At 44.9% G+C, this 15,114-nt stretch carries 13 protein-coding genes; 4 read left to right on the top strand and 9 right to left on the bottom strand.

Going from position 1 to position 15,114, the window contains the following annotated elements:
- The first annotated feature begins 63 nt into the window (after positions 1-63).
- Positions 64-1,341: a cardiolipin synthase gene (cls, locus tag ACQYAD_RS17500; protein ID WP_430240192.1), complete on the top strand. Its 1,278-nt coding sequence runs from the start codon at positions 64-66 to the stop codon at positions 1,339-1,341.
- 184 nt (positions 1,342-1,525) lie between these two features.
- Here cls and argS read toward each other — a convergent pair whose 3' ends face one another.
- The 4 genes from argS to speE form a co-directional block, all read right to left on the bottom strand.
- Positions 1,526-3,196, bottom strand: coding sequence for an arginine--tRNA ligase (gene argS, locus ACQYAD_RS17505; RefSeq protein WP_430240194.1), 1,671 nt, complete (start codon positions 3,194-3,196; stop codon positions 1,526-1,528).
- Complete coding sequence (locus ACQYAD_RS17510; protein WP_430240196.1) at positions 3,193-3,627, bottom strand: DUF1934 domain-containing protein; 435 nt, start codon at positions 3,625-3,627, stop codon at positions 3,193-3,195. The genes argS and ACQYAD_RS17510 overlap by 4 nt, the downstream gene beginning before the upstream one ends.
- A gap of 228 nt (positions 3,628-3,855) precedes the next feature.
- Complete coding sequence (speB, locus tag ACQYAD_RS17515; RefSeq protein ID WP_430240199.1) at positions 3,856-4,728, bottom strand: agmatinase; 873 nt, start codon at positions 4,726-4,728, stop codon at positions 3,856-3,858.
- A 54-nt stretch (positions 4,729-4,782) separates the two neighbouring features.
- Positions 4,783-5,610, bottom strand: coding sequence for a spermidine synthase (gene speE, locus ACQYAD_RS17520; RefSeq protein WP_430240201.1), 828 nt, complete (start codon positions 5,608-5,610; stop codon positions 4,783-4,785).
- 296 nt (positions 5,611-5,906) lie between these two features.
- On the opposite strand from speE, the gene ACQYAD_RS17525 reads away from it, so the two are divergent.
- Positions 5,907-7,973 (top strand): transglycosylase domain-containing protein, encoded by a 2,067-nt coding sequence (locus tag ACQYAD_RS17525; protein WP_430240204.1) that lies wholly within the window; start codon positions 5,907-5,909, stop codon positions 7,971-7,973.
- Positions 7,974-9,681: 1,708 nt separating this feature from the next.
- Here ACQYAD_RS17525 and ACQYAD_RS17530 read toward each other — a convergent pair.
- The gene (locus ACQYAD_RS17530; RefSeq protein WP_430240206.1) at positions 9,682-10,185 is read right to left on the bottom strand and encodes a YwhD family protein; all 504 of its coding nucleotides are present in this window, start codon (positions 10,183-10,185) and stop codon (positions 9,682-9,684) included.
- A 16-nt stretch (positions 10,186-10,201) separates the two neighbouring features.
- Positions 10,202-10,864, bottom strand: coding sequence for a site-2 protease family protein (locus tag ACQYAD_RS17535; RefSeq protein WP_430240396.1), 663 nt, complete (start codon positions 10,862-10,864; stop codon positions 10,202-10,204).
- Between the two features lie 606 nt (positions 10,865-11,470).
- On the opposite strand from ACQYAD_RS17535, the gene ACQYAD_RS17540 reads away from it, so the two are divergent.
- Complete coding sequence (locus ACQYAD_RS17540) at positions 11,471-11,656, top strand: 2-hydroxymuconate tautomerase (RefSeq protein WP_430240209.1); 186 nt, start codon at positions 11,471-11,473, stop codon at positions 11,654-11,656.
- Between the two features lie 31 nt (positions 11,657-11,687).
- On the opposite strand, the gene ACQYAD_RS17545 is transcribed toward ACQYAD_RS17540, so the two are convergent.
- The 3 genes from ACQYAD_RS17545 to ACQYAD_RS17555 form a co-directional block, all read right to left on the bottom strand.
- A complete protein-coding gene (locus tag ACQYAD_RS17545; RefSeq protein WP_430240211.1) occupies positions 11,688-12,200 on the bottom strand; it encodes a YwgA family protein in 513 nt (170 codons plus the stop codon).
- Positions 12,201-12,235: 35 nt separating this feature from the next.
- Positions 12,236-13,534, bottom strand: a complete 1,299-nt coding sequence (locus ACQYAD_RS17550) for an HD domain-containing protein (RefSeq protein ID WP_430240213.1) — start codon at positions 13,532-13,534, stop codon at positions 12,236-12,238.
- Between the two features lie 153 nt (positions 13,535-13,687).
- A complete protein-coding gene (locus ACQYAD_RS17555) occupies positions 13,688-13,909 on the bottom strand; it encodes a DUF1450 domain-containing protein (protein WP_430240216.1) in 222 nt (73 codons plus the stop codon).
- 393 nt (positions 13,910-14,302) lie between these two features.
- Between ACQYAD_RS17555 and ACQYAD_RS17560 the strand changes: the two genes are divergently transcribed.
- Positions 14,303-15,037, top strand: a complete 735-nt coding sequence (locus ACQYAD_RS17560; protein WP_430240218.1) for an RsfA family transcriptional regulator — start codon at positions 14,303-14,305, stop codon at positions 15,035-15,037.
- Positions 15,038-15,114 lie beyond the last annotated feature (77 nt).

Genomic DNA, 15,114 nt, shown 5'->3' on the forward strand with positions numbered 1-15,114 from the left:
ACAATTAATAGGAATAGCTTCATTCGGTAAACATAAGATAAACATGAATTGGAGTGGATTTTTGTGACCGTTGCACTCTTTATCATCCTATTCATCTTATTCCTTTTTATTTGGCTTTTTTTCGATTATCGGTTTGGCAGAAACGATCATCTAAGGTTTGCTAAAAAAATGGAATCGCCCATACTCAAAGGTGAATTTGAAATTTTTGCTCACGGCAAGGAGTTGTTTGCGGATTATTTTCACAGTCTTGAACAGGCACAGGCAAGCATTGACATTGTTTTTTATATTGTGCGCAATGATGCATTCAGCCACAAGTTTTTGTCATTGTTAAAAACCAAGGCCGGTGAGGGCGTGCAAGTTCGCCTTTTGCTTGATCAATTTGGCAGCCTGAAGTTTCCGAAAAAGCTTGCAGCAGATCTAAGGGATGCCGGTGTCGCGTTCCGGTACAGCAGCCGGGTAAAGTTTCCGTTTCTTTTTTACAGCTCACAAGTGCGCAATCATCGAAAAATCACGGTGATTGATGGGAAAATCGGCTATTTGGGCGGCTTCAATATTGGGAAAGAGTACATCGGTTTTGATCCGAAGCTGACCCCGTGGCGTGATTACCATTTAAAAATAACCGGCGAAGGCGTACGTTTTCTGCAGCAGGTATTTTTTCATGACTGGCAGGAGGATTGGCAAAAAAAGACACACAAAGAAGTGAGCGTCATACCGCCGCACGATCACAACTATGCCGTGGAGACAGCAGCTGAATGGACTTTTCATTCCGAGGGGGCAGTCCACTTTTCCGATAAGCGCAACCACATGGTTGCCCATCGGCTGCTTGCAACCGAAGCCAACTTACTTGAGGATCCGTATATCCAGCACATTCATTCGGCTAAGGAATCGATCATTATTGGGACACCTTATTTTATTCCAAGCAAAAGTGTTTTTACCAGTTTGTTGCAGGCTCTTCGCCGCGGTGTGAAGCTAACCGTCATTGTACCGGCAACCGCCGACCATATCCTTGTCCAGGAAGCGTCTTATCGTTACTTTCGGACACTGCTGCGCGAGGGTGCGGCCGTATACCAATTTAATAACGGTTTTTACCATGCAAAAACGATCGTGATTGATAATGCGGTTTATGCCATTGGCACTGCGAACTTTGATAAAAGAAGTTTCTTTTTAAACAAGGAAATCAATTGTTATTTTTATGATTCAAGGTTCCAAAAACGGGTTATGGCTATTATCCAACAGGATATTCACGATTCCCAGCGGTTATCATTGGAAGACCTGAATAAGCCAAACGTGTTGCGCTCGGTAAAAGAGGGGATTGCAGGTGCCATATCGTACTTTTTGTAATGGGATTGGGTTTGGTAAAGCTTGCTTTTCCCTGTTTTTAGGGAGCAACCTCGTTCGTTCGACAAGCCTGTACGCAACCGATTTTACTTTTAGTAAGATGAATGCGACATTCGACAGCCTCTACTATGACCCATTTATCCCTTTTTAAGGGAAAAGGCCCCTTGTTTAAAAAGGAGCCTTTTCTTTACATTTTTTCCGGAGCGGATACGCCGATTAAGGCAAGGGCGTTTTTCAAGGTGATGCGAACCGCTTTGATCAGCGCCAAGCGGGCTTTCGAACGCTCAAGATTGCTTGGGTCAAGCACCTTTTCAGCATTGTAAAAGCTGTGAAGGGCAGAGGCCAAATCAAAAATATAATGGGTAATCCGGTGCGGTGTCCGCTTTTGCGCCGCTTCCCCAATCGCTTGCGGGAATTCACCCAGCCTTTTCAACAAATCGATTTCCTTTTCGGATGAAACAAGCGAGAAATCAGCCTGTTCGTCTGCAACAATCCCTAGCTCTTCGCCTTGGCGCAAAATGCTGCAAATTCTGGCATGGGCATATTGCGCATAATATACCGGATTTTCATTCGATTCCGAAACGGCGAGATCCAAGTCAAAATCCAGATGGGTATCCGAGCTTCTCATCGCAAAGAAGTAGCGGACGGCATCGAGGCCGACCTCATCAACAAGCTCCCGCATTGTGACCGCCTTGCCTGTCCGCTTGCTCATCTTCATTTTTTCGCCGTTTTTATAAAGGTGAACAAGCTGGATGATCTCAACTTCAAGGGCCTCGCGGTCATAGCCAAGCGCTTGAATCGCGGCTTGCATTCTGGGAATGTAGCCGTGATGATCGGCGCCCCAAATATTGATCAATTTTTCAAAACCGCGGTCAAGCTTGTCTTTATGGTAGGCAATATCCGGCGTTAAATACGTATACGAACCATCCTGTTTGATCAGGACGCGATCCTTGTCATCGCCAAAATCCGTCGAACGCAGCCATGTTGCCCCGTCTTGCTCGTAAATATACCCGGCCTTACGAAGCGCTTCTAAAGCCTCCTCAATTTTTCCGTTTTGATAAAGCGACGTTTCCGAAAACCAGACATCAAATGAGACGCGAAAGTCCTCCAAATCCTTTTTCAGCTTGGCCATTTCATATTTCAAGCCGTATTCACGGAAAAATTCAAACCGCTCCTTTTCATCAGCATGGACGTATTTGTCGCCAAACTCTTCGGCAAGGCTTTTGCCAATGCCAACAATGTCTGCCCCGTAATAACCGTCTTCCGGCATGTCTTTTTCGAGCCCAAGCGCCTGGAAGTAACGCGCTTCGACTGACCATGCCAAGTTGTTGATCTGATTGCCGGCATCATTAATATAATATTCACGGGAAACGTCATAGCCTGCCTTGGCCAACAGATTGCATAGCGAGTCGCCAACCGCCGCACCGCGCGCGTGGCCAAGGTGAAGGTCGCCCGTCGGGTTTGCCGAGACAAATTCAACTTGAATTTTTTGCTGCTGGCCTACGGTCGTTTCTCCGTAGTTTTCACCGGCACGCAAAATCGTCGGTATTAAATCGGTCAAATAGCTGTTATTCATATAAAAATTAATAAAGCCGGGGCCAGCCAATTCAATTTTATCAATGGATGCTTTTGAACGGTCAAAATGGCTGATGAGTTCTTCTGCAATCATTCTTGGCGCTTTTTTCGCAACCCTGGCAAGCTGCATCGCCATATTGGTCGAGTAGTCTCCATGCGCTTTTTCCTTCGGTACTTCTAAAATAACATCCGGGATTTGCTCTTCTGATGCAAGACCCGCTCTTACAACTGCCGCTTTAATTTCCTGCTTCAGTTTAATCTGAACCTGCTCGACAATGTTCATTGCTCTTCCTCCTGAAAGTTAATTTGCACTACATATGTACCTGCATCTGATCCTTGCAGGGAAAAATCGTAAACCAATTGTATGTAGCCTGTCCCGCTTTCTGCTTGGTAGTGATGATCTATTTTTTTTGTAAAAGTAGATGTTTTAACTGTGCCAAAGGGAATTTCATAATAGCCGTTTTTCTTGCTGTTAAGGGCGAACGGCAACCTCATGGCAACGGAGCCGTTCCGCAAAATCAGCGCTTCTTCCTTGGCTGCTTTCACGACGGTCCGAATCCTGCCCTCTTCGGTCATTTCTTCATATTTCAAATAGATCGCATCTTCTTTTTGATAAAAATGGCCAACCGCTGCCACTTCAAACGTTTCCGAGCTTTCTTGCTGGGAAATCGTTGTTTTCACATTCAGTTTTACCAATCTTTCTGAGATGGACAAACGGGTAGCACTCCTTTTTTTTTCAAAAAAATCCTATTCGTTGCAAAAGGTTCTTTTCTACTACCTTCAATAACTGTCTAGCTCCTATGCTTTTCTTATTATAACCGGATCCGGATAACAATTCAAAAGGCGCCTGCAAAACAGGCACCTTTTTCTCCACTTCTATTTCACCCAATCAAGAATTTAACTCCCACACATTTCCAGTCAACGATGCCTTCTTCTTTACTCCTATTTCACCCAGCCAAGAATCATCTCGCGGATTAGTTTGCTTGCGGTGTTGGCGGTTTGCTCAGAAGGATCATAAATCGGCGCCACTTCAACAAGATCCGCGCCGACGACGTTGACATCCGACTTGGCAATTTCATGAATCGATGCAAGCAGCTCCCTTGATGTGATGCCGCCGCAATCGACAGTACCTGTTCCCGGAGCATGCGCCGGGTCAAGCACATCGATATCAATCGTCACATACACCGGCCGGCCGGCCAATGTCGGTAAAATTTCTTTCAGCGGCTGGTGCACATCGAACTTCGAAATATGCATGCCCACTTTTTTCGCCCAATCAAATTCTTCTTTCATCCCGGAGCGAATGCCAAAAGAATACACATTGCCCGGTCCAATTAATTCCGCAATTTTGCGAATCGGGGTCGAATGGGACAGCGGCTCGCCTTCGTATTGCTCGCGCAAGTCGGTGTGAGCATCCATATGGATAATCGCCAAGTCCGGGTACTTTTTGTAGACAGCCTTCATCACCGGCCAGGAAACGAGGTGCTCCCCGCCCATACCGAGCGGAAATTTGCCGGCATCAAGAAGTTGACCAACAAATTCTTCAATCATATCCAGACTTCTTTGCGGATTGCCAAACGGCAGCGGGATATCGCCCGCATCGAAAAATTTTACCTCTTCAAGCTCCCGATCCAAATACGGGCTGTATTCTTCAAGACCGATGGATACTTCACGAATTCGCGTTGGACCAAAACGCGAACCGGGGCGGAAACTGACCGTCCAGTCCATCGGCATGCCGTATAACACTGCCTTGCTTTCCTCAAAATTCGGGTGGCTTTTTATAAAAACATTTCCAGAATATGCTTCATCAAAACGCATCCGGTATCCTCGCCTTCATTCTATTTGCTGCCTTGCTCGACAAACTTCACTTCGTTACTTTACTAAATCGCCGACAAATTTCGGCAGGACAAAAGCTGCTTTATGAAGCTCTTTTGTGTAGTATTTTGTGTCGATTTCATGGAATCGATCCTCGCTTACTTCAAGCGGATCGTATTTTTTCGAACCGAGGGTAAAGGCCCACATGCCACTTGGGTATGTTGGGATATTTGCCACATACAGACGGGTAATCGGGAAAATTTCCTTTACATCTTTTTGCACATTGCGAATCAGCTCTGCTTTAAACCACGGGTTGTCCGATTGGGCAACGAAAAGACCGTCTTCTTTTAACGCCTTTGCAATTCCGGCATAGAATCCTTTCGTAAATAAGTTGACCGCAGGGCCAACCGGTTCGGTGGAATCAACCATGATCACGTCATATTGATTGTCGCTTTCAGCGATATGCATGAAGCCGTCACCGACTTTGACTTCAACACGGGGATCATCCAATTTCCCGGCAATTTCCGGCAGAAATTTCTTCGAGTACTCAATGACTTTTCCATCGATGTCGACAAGCGTTGCTTTTTTTACACTCGGGTGTTTCAAGATTTCGCGAATTACGCCGCCATCGCCGCCGCCAACGACTAATACCGTTTCAGGGTTCGGGTGGGTAAACAATGGCACATGCGCCACCATTTCATGGTAAACAAATTCGTCTTTCACCGATGTCATGACCATGTCATCGAGCAACAGCATATTGCCCCATTCTTCTGTTTCGATCATGTCCAGCTTTTGAAACTCCGTTTGCTCCGTATGTAAAGTTTGTTTCACCTTCATCGTAATTCCGAAATTTTCTGTTTGTTTTTCTGTAAACCAAATTGCCATCCTACTCATCCTTTCTGCATCTATTTTTGAAAAGCCTTGTGCTTTCACTTTTTCTATTATGCTTCCCTATCATTTATTTTACAAACGCAACCATATGGCTGGTGTTAGATTCAGAAAGCTTTTGGAAAATGATCCGCTTTATCCAACTTTATAATTTCCTTAACGTAGAAAAAGTATAGAGCAATCTAGCAAAATTTCAAGAAAAACTTTCCTAAATGTTTAAAATTTGCTCGTTATTTTCATACTAAACGTATAGCTATTTTTTGCCAAACCAACCAAACAGTGGGGTGATAAACGTGGAAATCATGACTGATCAAGGGTTTCGAAAAACGATTAAATACTTGCGCGCATTCATCATCATCAGTTTGATAGGTATGATTTGTATGCTTATCCTCTTTTTTGGCATCATGGCCGTTGCCAAAATGCTTGGTGCCCCGCCTCTTGCCGTTCCACAATCAACTCTTTATTTCGCCGATGATGGCACAAAAATCGGTGAAAGCTCTAACGGACAAAAGCGGTACTGGGTTCCATTAAAAGAGATTTCGCCCAATTTGGTCAATGCAACGATTGCGATTGAGGATAAAAATTTTTATCGCCACCATGGTTTTGATTTTAAACGGATTGGTGGCGCGGCGCTTGCGGATGTCATTGCGTTCAGCAAAGTTCAGGGAGCAAGCACGATCACCCAGCAATATGCCCGCAACCTTTTCCTTGAGCATGACAAAACATGGTCACGCAAACTGCTTGAAGCCTTTTATACAATCCGGCTTGAAATGAATTACTCGAAAAAGGATATTCTTGAAGGCTATTTAAATACGATTTATTACGGCAATGGAGCGTATGGGGTGGAAGCTGCGAGCCACTATTATTTTGGAAAAAAAGCATCGGAGCTGTCGCTTGCCGAAGCATCAATGCTTGCCGGCATTCCAAAAGGACCGGGAATTTATTCGCCATTTGTCTCGATTCAACATGCAAAAGCGCGCCAAAGCATCGTCCTTAACGCGATGATGGACAATGGCTATCTATCAAAAAGACAAGCAGCCAAGGCCGCAGCTGCTGCACTGACACTTGTCGCAAGCAAACCGCATGAACAGGCAGCCATTGCCCCCTACTTCCAGGATGCGGTGAAAAATGCGCTGAAATCCCAGCTCGGCTTAGATGACCGCACGATTGCCCTCGGCGGTTTAAAAGTGTTTACAACACTAAATTTGAAACAGCAGAAAGCGGCTGAAAACGAAGTGAACAAAACCATTGCCACAGGGTCGGACATACAGGCGAGCCTTGTCGCGATGGATCCAAAAACAGGCGCTGTCAAAGCAATGGTCGGCGGCCGCGACTATGTGAAAAGTCCATTTAACCGGGCAGTCCAAGCGATTCGCCAGCCTGGTTCGACGTTCAAACCGCTGCTGTACTATGCGGCGCTTGGCAACGGCTTTACGCCATCCACCTTAATGCGCAGCGAGTTTACAACCTTTCAGCTTGATGGCGGCGGCAGCTATACGCCGCATAATTTTAACAATAAATACGCTGATGGAGATATTACGCTTGCCCAAGCGCTTGCGCTTTCCGACAATATTTACGCTGTTAAAACGAACCTGTTCCTTGGATCCGATACACTGGTGAACACGGCAAGGAAATTTGGAATTTCAACGAAACTGGCCAGTGTTCCATCGCTTGCCCTCGGTACTTCAGGGGTGCGTGTCCTTGAAATGGCCAACGCATACAGCCTGTTTGCAAATGGCGGAAAAAAAGTGGAGCCAACGCTGATTACAAAAGTAGAAGATTACAATGGCAACGTTATTTATCAAAAAGAAGCATCAAATGAACAAGTGCTTGATCCCCAAAAAGCGTTTGTCATGACGGAAATGTTGACAGGTATTTTCGATCCAAAGCTAAACGGCTATTCAAGCGTAACCGGCAGTACGGTCGCAAAAGATCTGACACGGCCCTATGCGGGAAAATCCGGCTCAACTGAAACAGACAGCTGGATGATCGGGTTTACCCCCCAGCTTGTGACAGCAGTGTGGACGGGGTATGACAAAGGGAAACCACTTGAACTTGTAGCAGAGAAAACGTACGCCAAAAAAATCTGGGCTCATTTTATGGAAGACGCATTACGAGGGCAGCCAGTGAAGGAATTTAACCCCCCGAAGGAAGGCGTTGTTGCTGTGGATGTCGACCCGATTACTGGAAAGCTTGCAACAAAGGACTGCCCGCTGAAACGCAAAACCTATTTTATCGCCGGGACTGAACCAACGGAATATTGCACCGTGCATATTAACCATACACATCAAAATACGCAAGCGCCGACAGAAAAGAAAGTGCCATGGTACAAACGGCTTTTTCCATGGGGACGAAGCTAAAAAACAGTAAAAAGCTCCGGGTTGGAGAATCCCGGAGCTTTTCCTATGGGTAAGAAAAACCGGGCAAAAGCCGCCCGGTTCTTTTTAGTTTGGCTGATAAACGGAGTCTGTTGATTTCCACTCCAGGCACTCGCTTTCCGGGGGGCGTTCCGGTGAAGCCAGTAGTGACCGGTTTGGCCTGAAAAATTGGTGAATCGGGCATTAGGGAAGCTAGTAATGACCGGTTTGGCCTGAAAAATAGGAACATTGGGCATTAGAGAAGCTAGTAATGACCGGTTTACCCTAAAAAATTGGTGAATCGGGCATTACGGGAGCTAGTAATGACCGGTTTACCCTAAAAAATTGGTGAATCGGGCATTACGGGAGCTAGTAATGACCGGTTTGGCCTGAAAAATGGGAGAAGCGGGCATTACGGGAGCTAGTAATGACCGCTTAGGCCTGAAAAATGGGAGATGCGGGCATTACGGGAGCTAGTAATGACCGGTTTGGCCTGAAAAATGGGAGAAGCGGGCATTACGGAAGCTAGTAATGACCGGTTTGGCCTGAAAAATGGGAGATGCGGGCATTACGGAAGCTAGTAATGACCGGTTTGGCCTGAAAAATAGGAACATTGGGCATTAGGGAAGCTAGTAATGACCGGTTTACCCTAAAAAATTGGTGAATCGGGCATTAGGGAAGCTAGTAATGACCGGTTTGGCCTGAAAAATGGGAGATGCGGGCATTACGGAAGCTAGTAATGACCGGTTTGGCCTGAAAAATGGGAGATGCGGGCATTACGGAAGCTAGTAATGACCGGTTTACCCTAGAAAATTGGTGAATCGGGCATTACGGGAGCTAGTAATGACCGGTTTACACTAAAAAATTGGAGGATCGGGCATTACGGGAGCTAGTAATGACCGCTTAGGCCTGAAAAATAGGAACATTGGGCATTAGGGAAGCTAGTAATGACCGGTTTACCCTAAAAAATTGGTGAATCGGGCATTAGGGAAGCTAGTAATGACCGGTTTACCCTAAAAAATTGGAGAAGCGGGCATTACGGGAGCTAGTAATGACCAGTTTACCCTAAAAAATTGGTGAATCGGGCATTAGGGAAGCTAGTAATGACCGGTTTGGCCTGAAAAATGGGAGAAGCGGGCATTACGGGAGCTAGTAATGACCGGTTTGGCCTGAAAAATGGGAGAAGCGGGCATTACGGGAGCTAGTAATGACCGGTTTGGCCTGAAAAATGGGAGAAGCGGGCATTACGGGAGCTAGTAATGACCGCTTAGGCCTGAAAAATAGGAACATTGGGCATTAGAGAAGCTAGTAATGACCGGTTTGGCCTAAAAAATAGGAGGATCGGGCATTACGGGAGCTAGTAATGACCGGTTTACCCTGAAAAATGGGAGAAGCGGGCATTACGGGAGCTAGTAATGACCGCTTAGGCCTGAAAAATAGGAACATTGGGCATTAGAGAAGCTAGTAATGACCGGTTTACCCTAAAAAATTATAAGAAAAACCGGGCAAAAGCCGCCGCCCGTCCCTTTTTAGTTTGGCCGTTATGGAATAAATTCCTTGCATGTATACTTTTCATGTCACAGATTCATGATATTCGTCAAAAAAGATTCGTTTCAGAATAGACTCTATGTGATAATCTTCCGGAAATTGTAAAAAAGGGTTAACATATAAATTCTGGTGATATTATAAAAAAGATGCTTTGAATGAGTACTTATACGGACAAGCCTTTTTTCAACTCTTCCGACGATCGTTCCCACAATTCTTCATTATGGCTGCGGAGAAAATCCGCCAGTACTTGCTTTGATTGATCGTCCATATGCGCAACAATGATCTGGCGTTTCAGCGATTTATCCATCCGGTTCACATGTTCGGGAAGCGATTTGTAGCCGCGGCGAATTTCCCGATCAACTGTCATTTCACAAGCGGTTACCCCGGCATAATACGGCCCCCGTTCATCACGGTCAATGGTTACCCATACAAGCCAATACGGCTTTCCATTTGGCACTTCTTCTTTTGCCGGCAAAAATTTAATTCCTTTTTCAACCGCGCTGCGGGCATGCATGGCACCAATGTCAATCACCGCTTCTCCTGCCTCAACATCAATGATAACTGGAGACATATTATCAAGGCTTAGCGCGCCTTTGCCATAGCCGCGATGCCCATCTGTCGGATCATTTTTTATAATATTGAAACCCATTTTTTTCTTTTCTTCCATTTACATTGGAACCTCCTTACTGCATAAACAATTGGTAAAAGAACTGGTTTAATCCATCTGTTACAGATGGAACAATTTTATATAAAATGGGCGAGATCGTATATTGATCAAGTGGGGTGATAACCAAAATCAAGAAAATCAGCGAACCGTACGCTTCATATTGAGTCATCTTTGCGCGAAAATCATTTGGCGCCAGATCCTCAATGATCCGATAGCCGTCAAGTGGCGGAAATGGCAGTAAGTTAAAAACGAACAGAACGATATTTAACTGAATAAACAAGTCAAGAAAATCGCGTAAGTAGGTAGGAAACGCGGCTCCCGAGGCGGCTCCGGCCCGGCTGAAACCGTACCAAATGACAAAGGCAACCACGGCTAGGATGAAATTGCTGAGCGGCCCCGCTATCGAAACAAGCACACCGGCAAGCCTCGGTTTTTTAAAAAAGAAGCGGTTCACCGGCACAGGGCGGCAGCCAAATCCGGCGATAAAAATAAACAAGGTGCCGAGCGGATCAAGGTGCTGAATCGGATTGAGTGTCAGCCGCCCTTGCTTTTTGGCAGTCAAATCCCCAAATTTATAAGCAACATATGCGTGGGCAAATTCATGAAACGTAAACGCAATCATCAGCGTAATCGCAACATACGGAATATCGCGCAATGGATAGGCGAGAAACCGTTCAATTCCCTGATCCATACCAAAAGCCCCTCCCTTTTCTGATTACTTAAAAGTATACACGAATCCGTTCGCAAAAGAAAACAGATGGTTCAGTCAAGCATTTGTGGACAGAAACTTTTTAACCCCTTTTATGTAAGCGCCATCGTTTATTTAGTCGGTTCTCTGGTTAGAATTTCACTCTATTTTTTCGGTGGAAAGTGGGCGGTTGATTTCCGCTCCAGGCGCTCGCTTTCCGCGGGCGGTCGGGAGCCTCCTCGGCGCGTTCGCGCCTGTGGGGTCTCCCTTGACTCGCTTTTCCCGCAGGAGTCGGCGCCTTCCGCTCCAATCAACCGCGTTCCTTAATTAAAATTTCTCTTCTTACATCGTTGTCCTTTAAGTCCTCTTAACACTTCATAAATTGGCAGGTGTGCTTTTTCCCTTTAAGTACTTTATATTGTATCTCGTTTCTGCACCAATCGCTTATTTTATCTTTTTCACCAATTGTTTGGTCGGTTTCTTGTAAGATGGTTCAGTTGTACTCGTTTTGCAGTGCGGTTTCTTTATCATGCTGCTTGCACTTTTTTTCAATTTATGAAAAACTACAATCGAATAGACTAAAAGGAGGAACAGCCCATGCCTTATGTAACAGTGAAAATGCTTGAAGGCCGTAGCGATGATCAGAAAAAAGCGCTCGTGGAAAAGGTAACCGATGCGGTTAGCGAAACAACCGGTGCGCCTAAAGAAAGAATCACCGTATTTATCGAGGAAATGAGCAAAAATCATTATGCCGTTGCCGGAGTAAGGGAAAGCGACAAGTAAAGGGACTAAAAGGCGAAAAAGCTAAGTCCAGTTACGAACTGAGCTTAGCTTTTTCTTTTAATGCCGCAATGTATTGATAAGCTTCGTCAATCTCTTCTTCGGTATAGCGCTGGCTGCTCTTTAGCGTATGCACTTTATCGACTACTTCTTCCTTTGGAAGGTTATCAAAATATAAAACTGTTGATACAAGTTCAAGGAATCTGGCATTCTGCCCGTTCATATCCAGAAGGCAGTCTTTTAATAACGGCATGTCCACTTGATTTAAACTTAAAAACTCCTTACCGCTGTCCGTCAAGGTATAGCGGTATTGATAGTAACCGCCTTTTTTCTCTTTTACTTCATTTAAAAAGCCCATATTGCACAGCTCTTCAACCCTCAGCGTTAACTCTTCCGAATACGGCCCGTAAAAATGGAATTGAAACCGCTCCTGAAAGGGAAAGTCGATTTTTTTGGCAATATAGATCATCTTCTGCAGTTTTTTCCGGCCGATAATTTCACCCGAAACGAAAACGGCCTGCATGACTTTTGCATGGTCTTTTAACACGATCGGTCAACTCCTACTCCATCTAACCCGTCCAGTTATCCCTCTAAAAGGGAACGTATTTGTTTTTTAAGATTCTTTTTCGAGGAATCGTCATAAATAAAATCAGCCGGAAAATAGAGTTTGTGATCCGTTCTTCTTTTTCCGGAAATGGCATCGACAATTTCCGATTCCCTGGACAGTTCCTTTAAATCCCCGTTGCTCATCAGCAAGTGAATGGGCAGCCGCTCTTCTTCTTCCCCTGGCCGGTAAAAATCATATGGCAGATCGGAGGAAGAATCCACGACTAAATAATATTCAGGATCGATTCCCGCCTTTTTAAATAATGCCGTCAATTCGGCCAGCTTTTTATACTCTTTCGCAGGATCAAATTCCGCGTATTTGAACAGGCTGCGGTTCATAAACCGCCGGCACAAATCACGCAAAATTGCATCGTCTTCATCCTGCCAAATCTGAAAATAATACAAAATCACCGACTCATCGAGTTTCACATAGTCTTCCAATGTCACATTGTCGTGAAAAAAAGAATAGAAATGATGCGGTTCATGTTTGAAGGTGTACTGATGCTCGTATAAGTCTTTAGCCCGGTGCAAAATTTTTGATAGAATCACTTCGGCGCTTCGCGATACCGGATGAAAATACACTTGCCAATACATTTGGTAGCGGCTCATAATGTAGTCTTCAACCGCATGCATTCCGCTTTTCTTGATGACAACCTGGTCTTCGCGCGGCCGCATGACGCGCAGGATCCGTTCCATATCAAAGTGCCCGTAGCTAACGCCGGTATAGTAGGCATCCCGCTGCAAGTAGTCCATTCGGTCGGCATCAATTTGGCTTGAAATCAAGCTGATGACAAGTTTTTTTCCAGAAGTCTTGGCAATGACTTCTGCCACTTTTTCCGGAAAATCTGCACCGGCTTTTGCCAAAACCTTGTTCACTTCCGTGTTTCCGAGAATGATAGCGCGCGTAAAATCTTCATGGTCAAATTCAAATACTTTTTCAAAAGAATGGGAAAAAGGGCCATGTCCTAAATCATGCAGAAGGGCAGCGCACAACGCCAGCAGCCGGTCTTCGTCGTTCCACTCCGGCCTGCCTGCAAAAACATCATCAATGATGCGGCGGACGATTTCGTACACTCCAAGAGAATGGTTGAAGCGGCTATGCTCAGCACCATGGAACGTTAAAAAAGTGGTTCCGAGCTGTCTGATTCTTCGCAAGCGTTGAAACTCTTTTGTCCCGATTAAGTCCCAAATCACCCTGTCGCGAACATGAATATAGCGGTGAACCGGGTCTTTAAATACCTTTTCTTCACTGAGCTTTTCTACCGAGTAACCCATTCTCTCCCCTCTTCCTCTTATGTTAGTTACTATTATATCCTCATTTTCTGCTCAATTCACCTAAAATCCAACAAAATTCTCTGCTCGTTTTCGACAATTCTTGGTCCGATTTGAGTTGAAAAGAAAACCACCTATGATCTGTGTCAGAGGTGATTATTTTAGTTTTTTATTTATTTTTTCCATTAATTCCTCTTCGGTTAATGCGGCAACCGGGCGGTTATTTACGAATGCGAATGTTTTTTTCCGTCCCGGGCCGCAGTAGGATTGGCAGCCAATCTCGATTTTTGCATCAGGATCCAGCTCTTTTAAACGAGGGATTAATGTCTTTAAATTTACGGCCTGACAATCGTCACAAACGCGAAATTCATTTGACATTTTTTCCAGCCCTTTCTGCAGCATGTGATGAAGGATGATTTCGTTCATCTATTTTCATATGAATCATTACTTGTACTGAATTGTAACTCCTCTGGTATTTTACAGGTTCTTTGCGGGCAATGCAAGCGGGCTGTGGCTGATCGTGTTAAAGTGCATTTAAAAAATCTACTATCCTTTTAATCATTTTGGTATAAAGCTTTGGATATTTGGGAAACCTTAAACTAGAACTTTAAATGAAAACTCGCCGACTGGCGAGTCCTTTGGACGAAGACAGAGGCGTAGTTGAATTTATGCGTTCAGAATTTATCCATATAAATTCTGATTAGCTAAAAAATTCATCTGGCAATTGCTGCGATGGTTACGATTCACATTTTGATTGAAGGAGTTGAAAGAATGAAAGTTCGCCAAGATGCTTGGTCAGAAGAAGACGATTTACTTTTAGCCGAAACGGTTTTGCGGCATGTGCGGGAAGGAAGCACACAGTTGAACGCATTTGAAGAGGTGGGAGACAAGCTTAACCGGACCTCGGCAGCCTGCGGATTCAGATGGAATGCGGTTGTCCGCCATCACTATGAAAAAGCGCTTCAGCTTGCAAAGAAACAGCGGAAACAGCGGCAAAGACTGCTAGGAAAGGATCAAGGAGGAAAGAAAAAACTGCTCTACAATCCGCCGATTCCAGCGGCAACAGAGCTAGAAAGCCTTGCATTGCCAGTACGTGAATCCGGCAATGAAGCAGAGATGCCAACAGAGGATCTTTCAGTTGAATTCGGTGCTGAAGCCTATGCACTCCCGCAGCCGCAGCAGCCAGCTCCAGCCGCTAATTTAACGCTTGAGAGTGTCATTGATTTTTTAACAAACTTTCAACATTCAAATCTGCAAAATAACGCCTTAAAAAGCGAGAATGAAAGATTAAAAAGAGAAATTGGCGAATTGCGAAAGCAGAACGAAGAACTGACAGCCAAAATCAATGACCTTGAACAAAACAGCGTTATAATGCAGGAAGATTACGAGACATTGATGAAAATTATGAATCGCGCCCGTAAATTAGTATTATTTGAGGAAGAAGAGCGCCCGCAGACAAAATTTAAAATGGACCGCAACGGAAATTTAGAGAAAGTTGCGGAATAGCCGGGTATTTTTTAGAGTAGCCCTATCTAGACAATGGGAGAATGGAGAGATATGGCAGCACGCCGTTAAATCATAAC

The sequence above is a fragment of the Neobacillus sp. SM06 genome (assembly GCF_050496765.1).
GTDB lineage: Bacteria > Bacillota > Bacilli > Bacillales > Cytobacillaceae > JAEVLT01.

Excerpts from the sequence above, each read along its gene's own strand:
- argS (WP_430240194.1), bottom strand. The coding sequence starts at position 3,196 with ATGAACATTGTCGAGCAGGTTCAGATTAAACTGAAGCAGGAAATTAAA.
- speB (WP_430240199.1), bottom strand. The coding sequence starts at position 4,728 with ATGCGTTTTGATGAAGCATATTCTGGAAATGTTTTTATAAAAAGCCAC.
- speE (WP_430240201.1), bottom strand. The coding sequence starts at position 5,610 with ATGGCAATTTGGTTTACAGAAAAACAAACAGAAAATTTCGGAATTACG.
- ACQYAD_RS17530 (WP_430240206.1), bottom strand. The coding sequence starts at position 10,185 with ATGGAAGAAAAGAAAAAAATGGGTTTCAATATTATAAAAAATGATCCG.
- ACQYAD_RS17540 (WP_430240209.1), top strand. The coding sequence starts at position 11,471 with ATGCCTTATGTAACAGTGAAAATGCTTGAAGGCCGTAGCGATGATCAG.
- ACQYAD_RS17550 (WP_430240213.1), bottom strand. The coding sequence starts at position 13,534 with ATGGGTTACTCGGTAGAAAAGCTCAGTGAAGAAAAGGTATTTAAAGAC.
- ACQYAD_RS17555 (WP_430240216.1), bottom strand. The coding sequence starts at position 13,909 with ATGTCAAATGAATTTCGCGTTTGTGACGATTGTCAGGCCGTAAATTTA.
- ACQYAD_RS17560 (WP_430240218.1), top strand. The coding sequence starts at position 14,303 with ATGAAAGTTCGCCAAGATGCTTGGTCAGAAGAAGACGATTTACTTTTA.